This is a genomic window from Bradyrhizobium huanghuaihaiense (assembly GCF_007830635.1).
Taxonomy (GTDB): Bacteria; Pseudomonadota; Alphaproteobacteria; order Rhizobiales; family Xanthobacteraceae; genus Bradyrhizobium; species Bradyrhizobium huanghuaihaiense.
Window position 1 is genome coordinate 63,341 of the sequence record NZ_VLLA01000006.1, and the last position, 17,507, is coordinate 80,847.

Genomic DNA, 17,507 nt, shown 5'->3' on the forward strand with positions numbered 1-17,507 from the left:
TCAGCTCACAGTATTAGCGCTTGTTGTCATGGAAACGACACTCCCGATTCTCTCGATGTCCGTGGCCGCCGCAGCGTCCGCTGCCGCCGTCTTCCCGAAGATCAAGGCGCGGGTCGAATTGTCCCGCGCCAAGCACCGGTCGCTCGCCGGGCACTCCAAGATGTCTCGCCGGGTGGCAAAGCTGCTCCCGTTCTACGAGTTCGAGGGCGACAAGTACTTCGGATGCGACGGCGCGCCCGCGAACATCGTGGCCCAGCGCAAGGACGCCTTCTTCCGGCTCGCAGCGCTCTACGCCGAGCGCTACCCCAGGGGTCGCGCGATGACGAAGGAGGCCGCTGAGACGATCTCCGACCTGAACTTCACCGAGAGCTACCGCGTGCCGTTCCAGTTCTCGCGCCTGGTGCGTGAGCACCTGGGCACCTCGACCTTCATGGAGTCCTCGAGCGGCGTCACCGTCACGGATGTCGACGGCAACACCTCCTACGACCTCACGGGGTCCTACGGCGTCAACATCTTCGGCAACGACTTCTACAAGGAGTGCATCGAGGGCTCGGAGAAGCGGGCGCATGCGCTGGGTCCCGTGCTCGGCCCCTATCATCCCGTCATCCTCGAGAACGTGCAGCGGCTTTGCCAGATCTCGGGCCTCGACGAAGTCTCGTTCCACATGTCCGGCACCGAGGCCGTGATGCAGGCGGTGCGGCTGGCACGCTACCACACCAAGCGCACGCATCTGGTCCGCTTCGCCGGCGCCTATCACGGCTGGTGGGGTGACGTGCAGCCCGGCGTCGGCAATCCCATCCCCGCGCACGAGACCTACACCCTCTCCGAGATGTCGGAGAAGACGCTGCATGTCCTGAAGACGCGCAAGGACATCGCCTGCGTGCTGGTCAATCCGCTGCAGGGGCTGCATCCGAACAGCAACGCGCCCGGCGATTCCTCGCTGGTCGATTCCTCCCGCGGCGGCAACTTTGACCGCGCCGCCTACACCGAGTGGCTGAAGAAGCTGCGCGAAATCTGCACCGAGCGCGGCATCGTGCTGATCTTCGACGAGGTCTTCGTCGGCTTCCGCCTCGCCGCCGGCGGCGCCCAGGAATATTTTGGCGTCAAGGCCGACATGGTGACCTACGGCAAGAGCCTCGCCGGCGGTCTGCCGGTCGGCGTGGTCTGCGGCAGACGCGAGCTGATGCGCCGCTTCCGCGACGACCGCCCCGCCGACATCTGCTTCGCCCGCGGCACCTTCAACTCGCATCCCTACGTCATGACGGCGATGGACGAGTTCCTGAGCCGGCTCGCCAGTCCGAATTTCCGCGCCGTCTATGACGGGCTGGAGGAGACCTGGAACGGGCGCGTGAACAAGCTCAACCAGATGATGGAGAGCGCCGACCTGCCGGTGCGGTTCGCCAACTTCTCCTCGATCTGGACGGTGAAATACACCACGCCGTCCCGCTATAACTGGATGCTGCAATATTACCTGCGCGCCGAAGGCCTGGCGCTGAGCTGGGTCGGCACCGGCCGCCTGATCTTCAGCCTCAACTACACCGACGCCGACTTCACCGAAGTCGCCGAACGCTTCGTCCGCGCCGGCGAGAAGATGAAAGCCGACGGCTTCTGGTGGCACGACGGCGTGCTGACCAACAAGCAGATCAAGCGGCAGATTCTGAAAGAGATGCTGGCCAAGCGCTTTGGGCGCTGAGGCTGGCTCTCTCCACATAACCACTGTCATTCCGGGGCGATGCGAAGCATCGAACCCGGAATCTCGAGATTCTCTGGTGCGCAACCGCGCACCATAGTTCGGCTCTTCGAACCGCCCCGGAATGACGGCGTGTGCGGCGAGGCCCACAGCATTTGCAGCCTCCCAGACGTGGATGCCCGGGACAAGCCCGGGCATGACGTAACCATCAGACATCGGAGTGTGTCGTATGCGCTGCGCGCTCAGGCGTGCTGCTCTTCGAGCACGGGCTCATCGATGAAGCCCAGCGTGTGCTCGGGGTTGAGGTGCAGGCCGGGGTCCATCAGCTCGCCGCGCATCAAAGCGAGCGGCGCGCTGCGATAAAGCATCAGGTCGTGGAAGGGGTCGGTCAGGATCTTGGTCATCCAAACGAGGCCGGTCTCGACGTCGCGAATGAAGAACAGGTGCACGGTGCGGAACAGAAGGCCGCCGCCGCCGACCACGAGCCAGATCTTGGCAACCTGACGCATAAAGTCGGTCGCGCTCGCCCAGGGCGTGAACAGGCCGAACAGCGTCGGATCGACGAAGAGCACCAGCGGCGACAGCGCCCAGATCGCCATCAGCACCACCTTGCGCTGCAGGTTGTAGCCGACCTTGATCTCTTCCTTGTACTCGTGGGTCGCCTGATTGATGTGGTCGTAGGTGTGCGGCTCGAAGAAGAAGTGACCGGCCTGGCGCGAGGTCATCGATACCAGCCAGCCGACCAGCGCGGAGACCACGGGATCGATGAACAGCCAGACATAGGCGAAGAGGAAGCTCAGCGCGCTGACGAAGTGCAGGCTCTGATTGATGCGGCTGTGGTGATAGTAGCGATGGTCGTCCCAGCGCTGGATCCGCAGCTGCTCGAGATAGTTCTTGATCATGCTCTCCCCCAAAATGCTTTCGGGTTCAGGATTTACAGGGATTCGATGTAGGCCGTGTGACATCATCATTTTGTCATGTGACGATGTGCAGCGGCGCGATGACGCACGTGAACGCGTGAGCGGCGGATCGTGCCGCCGCTCTTACGCAGGCTGCTCAAGCCGCCTTGGCGACGTCGACCTTGCGGAAGCGCACCAGCGAGAAGTGACCGAGCGGCGGGATCAGGCGGCGCTCGGCGAGCTCGATGCCGTTGGCACCGGAGAGCCACTTGACATAGCGCGACCAGGCGAACTCCGCGGTGCGGAAGCCGAGCGGACGCACCACCGGCTGCAGCTTCTGCTCGATGAAGCGGCGCATGCCGGCATCGGCGCTGACGCGGGTGAGGATGATCAGCTCGCCGCCCGGACGCAGCACGCGGGCGAATTCGTCGAGCGCCTTCTCCGGATTCGGCACGGCGGTGACGACGTACTGCGCCATCACCACGTCGAAGGAATTGTCGGGGAATTCGAGCTTCTCGGCGTCCATCACCGCAAGGCCCTCGACGTTCTTCAGATTGCCTTCGGCAACGCGCTGGCGCGCCTTGTCGAGCATCGCTTCCGAAATGTCGGTACCGAAGATGCGCAGGTGCGGCGCATAGAGCGGCAGCGAGATGCCGGTGCCGACGCCGACCTCGAGCACGCGGCCGCCGATCTTGTTGGTGGCCGCGATCGCGGCCTGCCGGCCCTTGGCGAACACGCCGCCGAACACGAGATCGTAGACGGGCGCCCAGCGGTCATAGGCCTGCTCGACCGTGCCACGGGTGAGGTCGAGCTGCTGGGTGCCGTCAAGGTTCATGATCTTAGCCATCGATGAGGTTCTCGCTGTGGGTCCAATGAAAGGTCAACCGCGCACCGGCCGCCGCGCCATGCGAGGCGAGGCGCGCAGGACGCGGCTGGGCTGAAGTGACGTGAGATTTCCGACGAACTGCCGCGCGCTGTTCTCCCAGGAACGCTCCAGCGCAAAATTGCGGCAGGTCTCGCGCGACATGGTGAGCGCGCGCAGGCACGCGGTACGCAGATCGTGGTCGATCGCGCCGATCGGATGATCGGCGATGACGTCCTTGGGACCCGTCACCGGAAACGCCGCAACCGGCGTGCCGCAGGCGAGCGCCTCGAGCTGCACGACGCCAAAGGTGTCGGTGAGGCTCGGGAACACGAACACGTCGGCGGCAGCGAGATGCGCGGTGAGATCGGCGCCCTTCTTCTCGCCGAGAAACACCGCGTCCGGATACTTCTTCTCGAGCGCCGCCTTCTGCGGGCCGTCGCCGACGACGACCTTGGTGCCGGGCAGATCGAGCGAGAGGAACGCTTCGAGATTCTTCTCGACCGCGACACGCCCCATCGTCATGAAGATCGGGCCCGGCAGATCGAGCTGGGCGGGATGATCGGGATGGAACAGCTCGGTGTTGACGCCGCGGGTCCAGAAGCCGAGCCGCTTGAACCCGCGCTCGGACAGCTCCTGCCGCAGCGAGGGCGTCGCCACCATGGTCATCGCGGCGGCATCGTGGAAATGGCGCAGCACGGCATAGCCGACGGCATCAGGGATGCCCGTCCGCACCGAGACGTATTCCGGAAAGCGCGTCGTATAGGAGGTGGTGAAGGCGAGCCGGTTGCGCCGGCAATAGGTCCGCGCCGCCCAGCCGATCGGCCCTTCGGTCGCAATGTGCAGCGCTTCCGGCGCGCACCTCTCGATCCGCCGCGCGATCTCTTTCGCCGAGGGCAGCGCGATGCGCAGGCCCGGATAGGTCGGCAGCGGCCAGGACGGAAAGCCGTCCGGAGTGAGGAAGTCGATCTCGACGTCGAGCGCCTTGGCCGCGTTCGCCAGCGAGGTCAGGGTGCGGACCACACCGTTGACCTGCGGATGCCAGGCGTCAGTCGCGATTAATACCCGCATGGGGAAATCCCGAGAGTTTGATGATTCTCGGCTTTCGACCATCAACCAAGGATATTTCAGGCGTGTGACGTCATAGAAGTGTCGGCCCGCTGTTTTGTTCGTTAACGGAGCCCTGCAGCCACGAAACTGTCATGAAACAATCCTTGCCGCGATGAAACCGTTTTCGGTTTTCCGCGCAAACGTCCCGAAACTTGTTTCCGTTAGTGACTTACGCAACGGAGCACCGCAACGGTGCCGGGGTGGCCAAGAACACCCGCGCAAACAGGGGCGACCAATGTTCAATCTGGACACGTTCAAGACGTATTCGCGCGCCGTTGCTTTCGGCGCAGTCGCGATCTCCGCGATCGCATTCGCAGGTCCGGCCGAGGCCGCGCCGGTGCAGCTCTTCCCCTTCTTCCAGCCGCTGCCGCCTATGGCCGCGCCGCAGCCGATCCAGCCCTATCAGCCCTACCAGGCGGCGCCCTCCCAGGCCGCGCCGTCGGAAGATCAGGACACCGTCGAGATGCCGGCCCGCTTCCGCCGCCAGACGGTCTCCTATGCGACGCGCGAGGCGCCGGGCACCATCATCATCGATACGCCCAACACCTATCTCTATTACGTGCTCGGCAACGGCCAGGCACTGCGCTACGGCATCGGCGTCGGCCGCGACGGCTTCACTTGGTCCGGCATCCAGTCGGTGAGCAAGAAGGCCGAGTGGCCGGATTGGACCCCGCCGCCGGAGATGATCGCCCGCCAGCCCTATCTGCCGCGCCACATGGCCGGCGGCCCCGGCAATCCGCTCGGTGCCCGCGCCATGTATCTCGGCGGCACCATCTACCGCATCCACGGCACCAACGCGCCTGAGACCATCGGCAAGCACGTTTCGTCCGGCTGCATCCGCATGACCAACGACGACGTCACCGACCTCTACTCCCGCGTCAACGTCGGCACCAAGGTGATCGTGCTGCCGATGACGGAACGCCGCGCGGATCTCGGCGCCGCGACGCGCTAGCGCGACAGGACATTGTGACGCGAACGGCCCCGGAACCCACCGGGGCCGTTTTCGTTTGCCCTCGACATCCCGACGCGCGCTCGCTGCGGCGCGGTCCCCGATGGAGGCGCAGATGCAATCATGCCTGCAAACATCGCCAAGCGCCTGGCTGCGCACGATTGTCAGTGCGGCAGCATTGACATCGCTCGTCTCCGCGACCGCCTCCGCGCAGCAGCCGTCGAGCGACGCGGCGGCTCAGCAGGCCTTCAACAATGCCTGCCGCACCTGCCATTCGGTAAAGGAAGGCGACAACCGCCTCGGTCCCAACCTCAACAAGATCGTCGGCCGCAAGGCCGGCGCACTGCCGGACTACAACTACTCTCCGTCGATGAAGGACGCCGGCTTCGCCTGGGACCAGGACAAGCTCACCCGCTTCATGGTCAAGCCGGACGAGGTCGTGTCCGGCAACAAGATGCAGCCCTATGGCGGCATCTCGGCAGAGGAAGCAGGCAAGATCGTTGCTTATCTTCAGGCGGCGGGTGGGCAATAACGCCTCCACCGCTCCGCCATCAGCCTCAGCCACGCGGCCGAATGAAACGCGCTCATCAAGAGATACATCGGCACCATGCCGCCGAGCAGAGACCCCTGCCCGGCGCCGCACAGCATGTCCGCCGGGCCGCCGCCGGGCGCGGCGGTCAGCACGGCCATGACGGCGAAGGTCGGCGTCGCCGCCAAGGCCAGCCATCTGGCGAGACGGCGCGCGGCCGTCACACCATCGTAGCTCGTAGGCGCCGTTGCGCTGACGGGGCTAGTCACGACCTTCCGCGGCCTCCTTGCGAAACGCCTTCTCGCCGGCATCCGTGACCTCGACCCATCTCTTGTCGGGCGCGGCATCTTCCTCGTAGCTGTCGTGCCAGTTCCACCATTTGTAGGTCGGCGTCTGCGGATAGCCCTTCGGCGAATCCTCCCAGACCTCCTGGCGGCCGAGCGGGGTGATGTCGAGATAGTTCCAGGTGCCGCCCATCTGTTCATCGCCGCGGCTCTTGACGAAATAGGTGCGGAAGATGCGCGTCCCATCGCGGTAGAACACGTTGGTGCCGTGCCACTCGTCCACGCCGAAATCCTTGTCAAAACTGTCGGTGACGGTGACCCACGGGATCTCCCAGCCCATCCGCTTCTTCAGCCTGATGATGTCGGCCTGCGGCGCGCGCGAGGCGAACACCAGCGTGGTATCGCGGGCGTTCAGGTGCGAGACATGGGCGACCTGGTCGGCCACCATGGAGCAGCCGCGGCAGGCATGATCGGGCCAGCCGAACACGCCGGGCTCGAAGAAGGCGCGGTAGACGATCAGCTGCCGCCGGCCCTGGAACAGATCAGCCAGACTGACCTTGCCGCCCGGCCCCTCGAACGCATAGGTTTTGGCAACTTCCATCCATGGCATGCGCCGGCGCTCGGCGGCCAGGGCGTCGCGGGCACGGGTATGCGCCTTTTCCTTCACGAGCAGTTGCTGGCGGGCGGCCTCCCAGTCCTGCGCCGACACCACCGGCGGGGTCTGCATGGCGGTCTGTCCGTTGGTTCCGGCCTTTTCTGCTGATGTCATCATGACTCTCCAAAGCGTTTGCTTGACGTCCTGCCAACGACTTCTGGCACCAAGCGGTTGCGCGGTGGGAGTAACAAGTGTGGCGGGATTGACATGGAGTCGCTGATCACCGCCGCCGCCCGCGCACTCGAAGCCGGCGATCCGCTCGGCGCGCTGAACCGCGTGGCGCTGCGCAACGATGCACCGTCGCTGGCGCTGCGCGGCATCGCGATGGCGCAGCTCGGCGATCTCGCCAAGGCCAAGACGCTGCTGCGCAGCGCTGCGCGCGCCTTCGGTCCGCGCGAGGCTGTGGCGCGTGCAAGATGCGTGGTGGCCGAAGCCGAGATCGCGCTGGTCTCACGCGACCTGAGCTGGCCGGTGAAAACGCTCGCGGCAGCACGCGCGACACTCGAAAGGCACGGCGATCTCGCCAATGCGGCCCATGCGGGCCACATCGAAGCGCGCCGTCTCCTTCTCCTCGGGCGGCTCGACGAGGCCGAGCGCACCTTGGCCGCCCTCGGCAACTCCGCGCTCCCGCCGGCATCGCAAGTCGTGCGCGAGCTCGTGATTGCCGGTATCGCCATCAGACGACTCAGAACGACGGATGCCCGCACGGCGCTCGACCGCGCAGGCCATGCAGCGCGGCAGGCAAGAATCCCGGCGCTCATGGCCGAGGTCGACAGCGCCAACCTGATCCTCGACACACCGGCCGCGCGCCTGATAGCACACGGCAGCGAACACCCGTTGCTGCTCGGAGAGGTCGAACGGCTGGCGAGCTCGACCGCGCTCGTGGTGGACACCTTCCATCATGTCGTGCGTAGGCAAGGCGTTGCCGTGCCGCTCGGAACGCGGCCGGTGCTGTTCGCGCTCGCCCGCCTTCTGGCGCAGGCATGGCCCGCGGATGTCACGCGGGACAGGTTGATAGGCGGTGCGTTTCAAGCAAGGCACGTCGATGAGTCGCACCGCGCGCGATTGCGCGTCGAGATCGGGCGGCTCCGCACCCAGCTCAAGCCGCTGGCCGACATCAGCGCGACGAAACAGGGTTTCGTGCTGGCGCCGCGGAAGACGCGCGACGTCCTCGTGCTGGCGCGCCCCAATGAGGAGAAGCACGCCGCCCTCCTCGCCTTTCTCACCGACGGCGAGCCGTGGTCGAGCTCCGCGCTCGCCCTTGCGCTTGGAATCAGTCCGCGCACGGTGCAGCGGGCCCTCGAGGAGCTGGCGCGGTCGAACAAGGTCCAGTGCTTCGGGCACGGGCGTGCGCGCCGCTGGATGACCCCGCCCGTCCCGGGTTTCCCGACAGGCTTGTTACTCCCCACGCCGCTGCTGAAGACGTAAGCTGCATCACCTCACAGGGATCAACCACATGAAGCGTTCAGCCGCCGAGATCGTCAGGGAATACGGACCTTTTGCGGGCGTCGAAGCCGTGCATGGCGTCACCTATGACGGCACCCATGTCTGGTTCGCATCCGGCGACAAGCTGAACGCTGTCGATCCGTCCAGCGGGAGGATCGACCGCTCCATCGACGTCGCCGCGCATGCGGGCACTGCGTTCGACGGTCGGCACCTATTCCAGATCGCCGAGGACCGCATCCAGAAGATCGATGCGGCGACGGGCAAGGTGATCAGCACGATCCCGGCGCCTGGCGGTGGTGGCGATTCCGGGCTGGCCTGGGCGGAAGGCTCGCTCTGGGTCGGTCAATATCGGGAGCGCAAGATCCATCAGATCGATCCGGCCACAGGGAAGGTCCTCCGCACCATTGAAAGCAAGCGCTTCGTCACCGGCGTCACCTGGGTCGACGGCGAGCTCTGGCACGGCACCTGGGAAGGCGAGGACAGCGACATCAGGCGGGTCGACCCTGATACGGGCAAGGTGCTGGAGCAGCTCGACCTGCCCGCTGGCACCATGGTCTCGGGCCTGGAGTCCGACGGCGGTGACCGCTTCTATTGCGGTGGCGGAGATCGCGGCAATGTGAGAGCGGTCCGCCGTCCCCGGCGCGGCTAGGTGCGCGATACGCGGCAACGGCGCGTTAGCGACCGTTAACCTGTTCGCCCCAATTCCACCCCCTTGGTGCGCTCTAGCGCCCTCCTCGCCCGCCCTGTAAAATCCCCACCGGGGCGGCTTGGGGGATTGATGCGTCTGACGTTGAATCTGAAGACTATCCTGATCGCCGTCGCGGTGCTCGCGGCGTCGTTCTTCATCAGCCTGAAGGCGATGGACTTGCTGTCGCCGCGCGCGACGAATTCCGCGCCGCCGGTGGCGCAACTGCCGCCGCTGCCGCCGGTCGCGAAGAGCTCGATCGTGGTCGCGCCGGTCGCCATCGCGCTGTCGGCGATCCGCGAACAGGCCGAGAAGGCCGCGCCGCGCAATTTCGCCGGCAAGGCCGATAACCCGATCTCGCAGATCCTGGAGAATGCCGATATCGGCTGGACCGCGGTGCGCGGACCGATGGCGGCCGCCGGCGACAAGGACGTGCTGACGATCTCGACGCCGCTCTCCGGCAAGCTGAACGTGACGGGCTCGCTGTCGGCGAAGGCCACAGGCGCGCTCGGTGACGCGCTCGGCAGCGTGCTCGGCGGTGATGCGGCGAAGCGGATCGGCGCGGTCAACATCAAGAATTTGAACGCCAGCGCCGAGATCAAGGGCAACGTCATCGTCACCTCGCGTCCGAAGCTCGCCGCGAACTGGCATCTCGAGCCCAATCTCGGCGCACAGGTCAATCTCGGCGACACCAACCTCAATGTCTCCGGCGCCAAGGTCAACGTGCCGGCGCAGGTGAAGCCGCTGATCGACAAGAATGTCGGCGAGCAGATCAACATCGTCTCCGAGCGCATCCGCAACGATCCCTCGCTGCGGGAGAACGCCAAGGTGCAATGGGCCAAGGCCTGCCGCTCGATCCCGCTGCAAGGCTCGGGCAGCTCGGCGGCGCTGCCGCCGCTCTGGCTGGAGATGAAGCCGGTCCGCGCCATCGCGGCGCAGCCGCGCGTCGATGCGCAGGCGGTGACGCTGCTGCTCGGCCTCGAGGCCGAGACACGCGTGACCTCGAGCCCGACCAAGCCGGAGTGCCCGTTCCCCGACAAGATCTCGATCGTGCCGCCGACCGGCACCGGCGTGAACATCGGCGTGCCGATCGACGTGCCCTTCACCGAGATCAACAAGCTGATCGCCGCGCAGATGGTCGGCCACACCTATCCCGAGGACGGTTCGGGCCCGGTCGACGTCACAGTGAAGAGCGTCAACGTCATCCCGTCGGGCGACCGGCTGCTGATCTCGCTCCTGGTGCGCGCCAAGGAAAAGAAGAGCTGGCTCGGTCTCGGCGCGGAGGCGACCGTGCATATCTGGGGCCGGCCGATGCTCGACCAGGCACAGCAGACGCTGCGCCTCGCCGACATCCAGCTCGCGGTCGAGTCCGAGGCGGCCTTCGGCCTGTTGGGAGCGGCGGCGCGCGCGGTCGTGCCGCAGATGCAGCAGGCGCTGCTGCAGAAGGCGACGCTCGACCTGAAGCCGATCGCCGCCAACGCGCGCGAGAAGATCGCGGCCGCGATCGCCGACTACCAGAAGAGCGAGGACGGCCTCAAGGTCGACGCCAAGATCGACAGCCTGACCCTCGCCGACATCGCCTTCGACTCCAAGACGCTGCGCGTGGTCGCGGAAGCCGGCGGAACGCTCAACGTGTCCGTGACGAAGCTGTCGGGCACGTAGCGCACCCCGCACGCCTCGCTTGCGCCGCTGGCATTCTCGCCGCAGGATGCTAGTCTCACACGGCACTGTAGGGGACAACGCGAGGACAACATGGAAGCCGGCATGGTCACGCCTGCGCCGGCATTGGTGCGCTTTTCCGGCATTCAGAAGACCTACGATGGCGAGAACCTCGTGGTGAAGAACCTCGATCTCGACATCAGGAAGGGCGAATTCATCACCCTGCTCGGCCCGTCGGGCTCGGGCAAGACGACCACGCTGATGATGCTGGCCGGCTTCGAGGTTCCGACCCATGGCGAGATCTACCTCGCGGACCGGCCGATCAAGAACGTGCCGCCGCACAGGCGCGACATCGGCATGGTGTTCCAGAACTACGCCCTGTTCCCGCACCTGACGATCGCGGAAAATATCGCCTTCCCGCTCTCCGTTCGCAAGACGAGCAAGGCGGACGTGCAGGAGCGCGTCAGCGCGGCGCTACGCATGATCAAGATGGAAACCATGGCGCAGCGGCGACCCGGGCAGCTGTCCGGCGGTCAGCAGCAGCGCGTGGCGCTGGCCCGTGCGCTGGTCTTCAATCCGCAACTCGTGCTGATGGACGAGCCCCTTGGTGCCCTCGACAAGCGCCTGCGGGAGCAGATGCAGCTGGAGATCAAGCAGCTGCACGAGACGATGGGCATCACGATCGTCTACGTCACCCACGACCAGAGCGAAGCGCTGACCATGTCCGACCGCATCGCCGTGTTCAACGACGGCATCGTGCAGCAGATCGACCGGCCCGACGCGCTGTATGAGCATCCGGTGAACAGCTTCGTCGCCCACTTCATCGGCGAGAACAATGTGCTGGCCGGTACCGTCGAGACCATCGACAAGGACTATTGTCGCGTCGCGCTGGCCGGCGGCGGCGCCGTCACCGCACGGGCGGTCAATGTCTCGGGCGCGGGCGCATCGACCTCGCTCTCGGTGCGGCCGGAGCGTGTCGCGATTGTTCGGGATGGCGACGCCGGCGAAGGACCCAACCGGCTGCCGGCAAAAGTGCAGAACACCATCTATCTCGGCGACCACGCGCTGGCCGTGCTCGAGGTCGCCGGCAATGGGGAGTTCATGGTCAAGCTTCAACCGGGAGCGCATCACAGCCTGCAACCTGGCGAAGGCGTGTTCATCACCTTCCGGCCCGAGGATTGCCTCGCCCTCGATCCCGTCTGATCCAGCGATCAACATCAACGCAATGCACATGAAGAAGGAACAACGACCATGCTGAAGCGCAAGACTGGCAAGATTGCACTGGGGTTCGTCGCGGCGTTCAGCGCCAGCGCTGCGCTGGCCACGGGCGCAGAAGCGCGTGACCTGACCGTCGTGTCGTGGGGCGGCGCTTATCAGGACGCCCAGAAGAAGGTCTATTTCGAGCCGTTCAAGAAGGCGTCGGGCGCTCCGATGAACGACGAATCCTGGGACGGCGGCGTCGGCGTGCTGCGCGCCAAGGTGCAGGGAGGTGCCGCGACCTGGGACGTCGTTCAGGTCGAGAGCGACGAGCTGGCGGTCGGCTGCGAGGAAGGCCTGTTCGAGAAGCTGGATTATTCCAGGATCGGCGGCGAGGCCGCCTATATCCCGCCGTCGGTCAATCCTTGCGGCGTCGGCGCCATCCTCTACGATTTCGTTCTCGGCTACGACAAGGACAAGCTGAAGGACGCCCCGAGCGGCTGGGCCGACTTCTTCGATACCAAGAAGATTCCCGGCAAGCGCGCCTTGCGTCAGGGCCCGAAGACCACACTGGAGATCGCGCTGATGGCCGACGGCGTCGCGCCGAAGGACGTCTACAAGGTGCTGGCGACCGACGAGGGTGTCGATCGCGCGTTCAAGAAACTCGACACCATCAAGGGCGACATCGTGTGGTGGAAGGCCGGCGCCCAGCCGCCGCAATTGCTCGCCTCCGGCGAGGTGGCGATGACCTCGGTCTACAACGGCCGCATCGACACCGCGAACAAGAACGAGAAGAAAAATTTCGGCATGGTGTGGGACGGCGCGCTCTTCACGCTCGATAGCTGGGTCATCCTGAAGGGCAGCCCGAACAAGGATGCGGCCTACAAGTTCCTCGACTTCGCAGGCAAGGCGGAGAACCAGTCCAAGCTGTCGGAGAACATTGCCTATGGCACCTCGAACAAGGACGCTGCCGGTAAGCTGCAGCCCGCCGTGCTGAAGGACCTGCCGACGGCGCCCGACAACATCAAGAACGCGGTCGAGATCAACGTCGCCTTCTGGCTCGAGAACATCGATCGCCTGACCGAGCGCTTCAACAAATGGGCCGCGAAATAAAGCGCCCCACAAGACTCGCCCAATGACGGATACGCGCTTGACCAGCGCCAATGCATCGACAGAGGTGCCGCTCAAGCGCCGATTGAGGCGTGCGGAGCGGACACGCCAGGTCAAGGCATTGGCGCTGGTAGCACCGCTTCTCGTCTTCCTGCTCTTCACCTTCGCAGGCCCCATCGCCGGCATGCTGTGGCGTGCCGTCGATGACCGCGAGGTGCGCCAGGTTCTGCCCCAGACGGTCGCGGCTCTCGCCAATTGGGACGGCAAGGACCTGCCGGACGAAAAAGCCTATGCGGCGTTGGCGAGCGACATCCTGGCGGCGCGCGCCGCCGGCACCGTTGCGATTGCGGCCAAGCGGCTCAATTACGCGCTGAACGGTTTTCGCACGATCCTGACCAGCACGGCCCGCAATCTGAAGGCGATGCCGGAGCCCGGCACCGCCAAGGAGACATTGGGCAAGATCAACCCGGCCTGGCGCGAGCGCACGACATGGACGACGATCAAGAATGCCGGTGGCCCGGTCACCGGCTTCTACCTTCTCGCCGCGCTCGACCTGACGCGGAATGCGGACGGCGCGATCGTCGCGGCCCCGCCGGATCAGGCCATCTACCGCGACATTTTCGCCCGCACCTTCCTCATCAGCCTCGGTGTCACCGCACTCTGCCTGATCCTCGGCTTCCCGGTCGCCTATTTGCTGGCGACGCTGCCACCTGGCCGGTCGAACCTGCTCATGATCTTCGTGCTGCTGCCGTTCTGGACCTCGCTTCTGGTCCGCACCTGCGCCTGGATCGTGCTGCTGCAGAGCAAGGGCGTCGTGAACGACAGCCTGCACTGGCTCGGCATCATCGACGAGCCGCTCCGCCTGATCTACAACCGCTTCGGCGTCTGCGTGGCCATGACCCACGTGCTGCTGCCGTTCATGATCCTGCCGCTCTACAGCAGCATGAAGGCGATCTCGCCTGCCTACATGCGTGCCGCCGCCTCGCTTGGCGCACCACCCCTCACCGCCTTCCTGCGCATCTACCTGCCTCAGACACTGCCCGGCGTCGGCGCCGGAAGCCTGCTCGTCTTCATCCTGGCGCTCGGCTACTACATCACACCGGCGCTCGTCGGCGGCGCCGCCGACCAGATGATCAGCTACTTCATCGCGCTGTACACAACCGAAACGGCGAATTGGGGCCTTGCCTCGGCGCTGGGCGCGGTGCTGCTGCTGGCCACCGTTCTGCTCGCTCTCGTCTACGGCAAGCTGGTGCAGGGCCAGCAGGTCACGGGAGGGATGAAGAATTGAGCGACAATTCTCTCCGCGCGCCCAGCCAGCGCATCGCGTGGACCACGACCATCGTTGTCTCGACGCTGGTGTTCATCTTCCTGATCGCGCCGATCCTTGCGATCATGCCGCTGTCCTTCAGCTCGGGCTCGTACCTGACCTATCCGCTGCCGGGCTTTTCCTTGCGCTGGTACGACGATTTCATCAATTCGCCGCGCTGGATGAACTCGCTGAAGAACAGCATGATCATCGGCGTCGCCTCGACGCTATTGTCCATGGTTCTCGGCACGCTGGCCGCGCTGGGGCTGGCGCAATGGAAGAGCCGGTTCAAGCCGCTCGTGCTGGCCTTCGTGCTGTCGCCGGTCGTCGTGCCCGGTGTCATCACTGCGGTCGGTCTGTATTTCTTCTTCGCGCCGATCGGACTGACCGGCAGCTATCTCGGACTGATCCTGGCCCACACCGCGCTGGCGACGCCCTTCGTGGTGATCACGGTCGGCGCGACGCTGCAGAGCTTCGACACCAATCTGGCGCGCGCCGCCGCCTCGCTCGGCGCCTCGCCGCTTCAAGCGTTCCGACGCGTGATCCTGCCGCTGATCCTGCCCGGCCTCGCCTCGGGCGCACTGTTCGCCTTCGCGACCAGCTTCGACGAGGTCGTGATCGTGCTGTTCATGGCAGGCCCCGAGCAGCGCACTTTGCCGCGCGAGATGTTCAGCGGCATCCGCGAGAATATCAGTCCGACCATCACGGCAGCAGCGGTGATCCTGACGACAGTATCGGTCATCCTCCTCGCGACGCTGGAAGGCCTGCGCCGGCGCAACGAACGGCTCAAGGGCGGCAGCGGCTGAGCGGCGGGCAATCGCATATCGGAGCGATCTCCCCTGGGCCATCCTTCGAGACGCCCGCCGTTGGCGGGCCCTCAGGATGAGGGACGAGTGCGCGGCTGGAGTTCAACGAGCACCGATGCTGCTTAGCCTCATCCTGAGGAGACCGCGAAGCGGTCGTCTCGAAGGACGAGGCGCGCGCTCGGGTCGCTCAAAATGCCGTATGCAATAGCCCTACCGTTTTGCGGGGAGAGGCGAAGGGAACACCGGCCACCCCTTCTGATTTTGCATTCTGCTACGGCGCACACCGCTTAGCTGCCACGACCGATTGCCGCTAGAACAGTCCCCGCAAATAACGCCCAAACAACAACACACAGGGAGAAACAACATGCAAAAACTCATTACCGCGGTCGTGGCCGGTCTCGCGCTCGCCGCGACCTCCGGCGCCGCGCAGGCGCAGGTTTCCGACGATGTCGTCAAGATCGGCGTGCTCACGGACATGTCGAGCCTTTATGCGGACGCGACCGGCAAGGGTTCGCTCGCCGCCGTCGAGATGGCGGTCGCCGATTACGGCGCCAAGGTCGCGGGCAAGCCGGTTCAGGTGGTCGCCGCCGATCACCAGAACAAGCCCGACGTCGGCGTCAACATTGCCCGCAACTGGTACGACAACGACAAGGTCGACGCGATCTTCGACGTGCCGACGTCGTCGGTGGCGCTGCCGATCTCCGCGCTGACGCGCGAGAAGAACAAGATCAACATCAATTCCGGCGGCGGCTCCTCCGACATCACCGGCGTTGCCTGCTCACCCAATACCGTGCACTGGACCTACGACACCTATGCGCTGTCGAACGTCGCCGGCAAGGCGATGGTCAAGCGCGGCGAGGACACCTGGTTCTTCGTCACCGCCGACTATGCCTTCGGCATGGCGCTGCAGCGCGACGCCGCGAACGTCGTCAAGGAAAGCGGCGGCAAGGTGCTCGGCGAGGTCCGTCATCCGCTCAACTCGTCGGACTTCTCCTCGTTCCTGCTGCAGGCCCAGGCCTCCAAGGCCAAGGTGGTCGCGCTGGCCAACGCCGGCGGCGACACCACCAATGCGCTGAAGCAAGCGGCCGAGTTCGGCCTGACCCAGGGCGGCCAGAAGATGATCGCGCTGCTGCAGGAGATCACCGACACGCACTCGCTCGGCATCAAGGCGACGCAGGGCCTGATCGTCACCGACGCCTTCTACTGGGACATGAACGATGAGACGCGTGCCTTCTCCAAGCGTTTCAACGAGAAGGTCGGCCACATGCCGACCATGATCCAGGCCGGCCTCTATTCGGCGACCATGCACTATCTGAAGGCGATCGAGGCCATCAAGACCGACGAGGCGCCGAAGGTGATGGCGCAGATGCGCGCGACGCCGGTCAACGACTTCTTCGCGAAGAACGGCAAGATCCGCATCGACGGCCGCATGGTCCACGACATGTATCTGTTCGAGGTCAAGAAGCCCGAAGAGTCCAAGGGCGAGTGGGACCTCTACAAGCTGATCGCCACCGTGCCCGGCGACGAGGCGTTCCGTCCGCTCGACAAGGGCGGCTGCCCGCTGGTGACGCATTAGTTGCCGTCATTGCGAGCGAAGCGACTTGTCCGCCGAAGGCGGAAGCAATCCAGAATCCCTCACCGGCGACAGTCTGGATTGCTTCGTCGCAAGAGCTCCTCGCAATGACGAGAGACGCGACAGCGCGCCCGGTGAAAACCAGGCGCGCTTCGTTCAGCCGACTAGAAGCCCATTATTCCGAGTACTTGAACTCGGGCATGTTCTTCAGCTCGTCCTTGCTCGCATTGAACACGGCGTGGTCCGGATACCACTTCGAGGTGGACGACGTCGTGGTCGCCGCAGGCCTGTCGGTGCCGGTCGCAGCGCCCGTCGTCGTGGTCGCGGCGGGCTTGGCGCCCGGGTTCGTGCTGGCGCCGGTATAAGCCACGGCCTCGTTGACGAACTTCAGCTTCTCGTAGGGCACGGCGACCAGGTGCTCGCCCATGCCGAGGAAGCCGCCGACGCCGATCACGGCGATCTTGATGGCGCCGCTCTTGTCCATCAGGAGATCGTTGATCGAGCCGATGTTCTCGTTGGCTTCGTTGTAGACCTTCAGGCCGGACATCTTCGAGGCGCGCCACTCGCCCGACGCGGTCGTGGTTGTCGTTGTCGCGGTGGCTGCAGGCGCTGCCTTGTCGGTGGTGGCCGTCGGGTTTTGCGCGAACGCGGCGGTCGCAAGCAGTGCAGTGCCGGCGAGGCCGGCGACGATCGATTTCATCAACATTGTTGTCCTCTCCTTCAGCAGCAAACTCGTGAGGAGAGAAC

At 65.2% G+C, this 17,507-nt stretch carries 17 protein-coding genes; 11 read left to right on the plus strand and 6 right to left on the minus strand.

From position 1 onward, the window contains the following. Window positions 1–28: 28 nt before the first annotated feature. Window positions 29–1,693, plus strand: a complete 1,665-nt coding sequence (locus IQ16_RS14820) for an aminotransferase class III-fold pyridoxal phosphate-dependent enzyme (RefSeq protein WP_018640968.1) — start codon at window positions 29–31, stop codon at window positions 1,691–1,693. Window positions 1,694–1,932: 239 nt separating this feature from the next. Here IQ16_RS14820 and IQ16_RS14830 read toward each other — a convergent pair whose 3' ends face one another. The 3 genes from IQ16_RS14830 to IQ16_RS14840 all read right to left on the minus strand — a co-directional run bounded on the left by IQ16_RS14830 (window position 1,933) and on the right by IQ16_RS14840 (window position 4,522). After that, on the minus strand, window positions 1,933–2,592 hold the full coding sequence (locus IQ16_RS14830; protein WP_018640969.1) for a hypothetical protein: 660 nt from the start codon (window positions 2,590–2,592) through the stop codon (window positions 1,933–1,935). Between the two features lie 154 nt (window positions 2,593–2,746). Beyond that, a complete protein-coding gene (locus IQ16_RS14835; protein ID WP_018640970.1) occupies window positions 2,747–3,436 on the minus strand; it encodes a class I SAM-dependent methyltransferase in 690 nt (229 codons plus the stop codon). A gap of 33 nt (window positions 3,437–3,469) precedes the next feature. Continuing rightward, window positions 3,470–4,522, minus strand: a complete 1,053-nt coding sequence (locus IQ16_RS14840; protein ID WP_018640971.1) for a glycosyltransferase family 4 protein — start codon at window positions 4,520–4,522, stop codon at window positions 3,470–3,472. Between the two features lie 274 nt (window positions 4,523–4,796). On the opposite strand from IQ16_RS14840, the gene IQ16_RS14845 reads away from it, so the two are divergent. Both IQ16_RS14845 and IQ16_RS14850 read left to right on the plus strand, forming a co-directional pair. Further along, entirely contained in the window at window positions 4,797–5,513 is a 717-nt protein-coding gene (locus IQ16_RS14845; RefSeq protein ID WP_018640972.1) for a L,D-transpeptidase, read from the plus strand. A 112-nt stretch (window positions 5,514–5,625) separates the two neighbouring features. Then, window positions 5,626–6,042 (plus strand): c-type cytochrome, encoded by a 417-nt coding sequence (locus tag IQ16_RS14850; protein WP_035665896.1) that lies wholly within the window; start codon window positions 5,626–5,628, stop codon window positions 6,040–6,042. Here IQ16_RS14850 and IQ16_RS14855 read toward each other — a convergent pair. Both IQ16_RS14855 and IQ16_RS14860 read right to left on the minus strand, forming a co-directional pair. After that, window positions 6,021–6,308 carry a hypothetical protein gene (locus IQ16_RS14855; protein ID WP_018640974.1) on the minus strand — a complete coding sequence of 96 codons (288 nt, stop codon included), beginning with the start codon at window positions 6,306–6,308 and terminating at the stop codon, window positions 6,021–6,023. The genes IQ16_RS14850 and IQ16_RS14855 overlap by 22 nt on opposite strands. Then, window positions 6,301–7,095, minus strand: a complete 795-nt coding sequence (locus tag IQ16_RS14860) for a DUF899 domain-containing protein (RefSeq protein ID WP_018640975.1) — start codon at window positions 7,093–7,095, stop codon at window positions 6,301–6,303. The genes IQ16_RS14855 and IQ16_RS14860 overlap by 8 nt, the downstream gene beginning before the upstream one ends. 90 nt (window positions 7,096–7,185) lie before the next feature. Between IQ16_RS14860 and IQ16_RS14865 the strand changes: the two genes are divergently transcribed. The 8 genes from IQ16_RS14865 (at window position 7,186) to IQ16_RS14900 (ending at window position 16,763) form a co-directional block, all read left to right on the plus strand. Beyond that, on the plus strand, window positions 7,186–8,406 hold the full coding sequence (locus IQ16_RS14865; protein WP_018640976.1) for a hypothetical protein: 1,221 nt from the start codon (window positions 7,186–7,188) through the stop codon (window positions 8,404–8,406). A 28-nt stretch (window positions 8,407–8,434) separates the two neighbouring features. Further along, window positions 8,435–9,073 (plus strand): Vgb family protein, encoded by a 639-nt coding sequence (locus IQ16_RS14870; RefSeq protein ID WP_018640977.1) that lies wholly within the window; start codon window positions 8,435–8,437, stop codon window positions 9,071–9,073. 129 nt (window positions 9,074–9,202) lie between these two features. After that, window positions 9,203–10,771, plus strand: coding sequence for a DUF4403 family protein (locus IQ16_RS14875; protein WP_145831579.1), 1,569 nt, complete (start codon window positions 9,203–9,205; stop codon window positions 10,769–10,771). Between the two features lie 90 nt (window positions 10,772–10,861). After that, window positions 10,862–11,971 carry an ABC transporter ATP-binding protein gene (locus tag IQ16_RS14880; RefSeq protein WP_018640979.1) on the plus strand — a complete coding sequence of 370 codons (1,110 nt, stop codon included), beginning with the start codon at window positions 10,862–10,864 and terminating at the stop codon, window positions 11,969–11,971. Window positions 11,972–12,019: 48 nt separating this feature from the next. Further along, window positions 12,020–13,078 carry an ABC transporter substrate-binding protein gene (locus IQ16_RS14885; RefSeq protein WP_018640980.1) on the plus strand — a complete coding sequence of 353 codons (1,059 nt, stop codon included), beginning with the start codon at window positions 12,020–12,022 and terminating at the stop codon, window positions 13,076–13,078. A gap of 22 nt (window positions 13,079–13,100) precedes the next feature. Next, entirely contained in the window at window positions 13,101–14,363 is a 1,263-nt protein-coding gene (locus IQ16_RS14890) for an ABC transporter permease (protein ID WP_018640981.1), read from the plus strand. Further along, window positions 14,360–15,187, plus strand: a complete 828-nt coding sequence (locus tag IQ16_RS14895; RefSeq protein WP_018640982.1) for an ABC transporter permease — start codon at window positions 14,360–14,362, stop codon at window positions 15,185–15,187. Before IQ16_RS14890 ends, IQ16_RS14895 begins: the two co-directional genes overlap by 4 nt. A gap of 364 nt (window positions 15,188–15,551) precedes the next feature. Further along, window positions 15,552–16,763, plus strand: coding sequence for an ABC transporter substrate-binding protein (locus tag IQ16_RS14900; protein ID WP_018640983.1), 1,212 nt, complete (start codon window positions 15,552–15,554; stop codon window positions 16,761–16,763). A gap of 172 nt (window positions 16,764–16,935) precedes the next feature. On the opposite strand, the gene IQ16_RS14905 is transcribed toward IQ16_RS14900, so the two are convergent. Beyond that, the gene (locus IQ16_RS14905; protein WP_018640984.1) at window positions 16,936–17,466 is read right to left on the minus strand and encodes a PRC-barrel domain-containing protein; all 531 of its coding nucleotides are present in this window, start codon (window positions 17,464–17,466) and stop codon (window positions 16,936–16,938) included. Window positions 17,467–17,507: the final 41 nt, after the last annotated feature.

Excerpts from the sequence above, each read along its gene's own strand:
- IQ16_RS14820 (WP_018640968.1), top strand. The coding sequence starts at position 29 with ATGGAAACGACACTCCCGATTCTCTCGATGTCCGTGGCCGCCGCAGCG.
- IQ16_RS14830 (WP_018640969.1), bottom strand. The coding sequence starts at position 2,592 with ATGATCAAGAACTATCTCGAGCAGCTGCGGATCCAGCGCTGGGACGAC.
- IQ16_RS14835 (WP_018640970.1), bottom strand. The coding sequence starts at position 3,436 with ATGGCTAAGATCATGAACCTTGACGGCACCCAGCAGCTCGACCTCACC.
- IQ16_RS14840 (WP_018640971.1), bottom strand. The coding sequence starts at position 4,522 with ATGCGGGTATTAATCGCGACTGACGCCTGGCATCCGCAGGTCAACGGT.
- IQ16_RS14845 (WP_018640972.1), top strand. The coding sequence starts at position 4,797 with ATGTTCAATCTGGACACGTTCAAGACGTATTCGCGCGCCGTTGCTTTC.
- IQ16_RS14850 (WP_035665896.1), top strand. The coding sequence starts at position 5,626 with ATGCAATCATGCCTGCAAACATCGCCAAGCGCCTGGCTGCGCACGATT.
- IQ16_RS14860 (WP_018640975.1), bottom strand. The coding sequence starts at position 7,095 with ATGATGACATCAGCAGAAAAGGCCGGAACCAACGGACAGACCGCCATG.
- IQ16_RS14865 (WP_018640976.1), top strand. The coding sequence starts at position 7,186 with ATGGAGTCGCTGATCACCGCCGCCGCCCGCGCACTCGAAGCCGGCGAT.
- IQ16_RS14870 (WP_018640977.1), top strand. The coding sequence starts at position 8,435 with ATGAAGCGTTCAGCCGCCGAGATCGTCAGGGAATACGGACCTTTTGCG.
- IQ16_RS14875 (WP_145831579.1), top strand. The coding sequence starts at position 9,203 with ATGCGTCTGACGTTGAATCTGAAGACTATCCTGATCGCCGTCGCGGTG.
- IQ16_RS14880 (WP_018640979.1), top strand. The coding sequence starts at position 10,862 with ATGGAAGCCGGCATGGTCACGCCTGCGCCGGCATTGGTGCGCTTTTCC.
- IQ16_RS14885 (WP_018640980.1), top strand. The coding sequence starts at position 12,020 with ATGCTGAAGCGCAAGACTGGCAAGATTGCACTGGGGTTCGTCGCGGCG.
- IQ16_RS14890 (WP_018640981.1), top strand. The coding sequence starts at position 13,101 with ATGACGGATACGCGCTTGACCAGCGCCAATGCATCGACAGAGGTGCCG.
- IQ16_RS14900 (WP_018640983.1), top strand. The coding sequence starts at position 15,552 with ATGCAAAAACTCATTACCGCGGTCGTGGCCGGTCTCGCGCTCGCCGCG.
- IQ16_RS14905 (WP_018640984.1), bottom strand. The coding sequence starts at position 17,466 with ATGTTGATGAAATCGATCGTCGCCGGCCTCGCCGGCACTGCACTGCTT.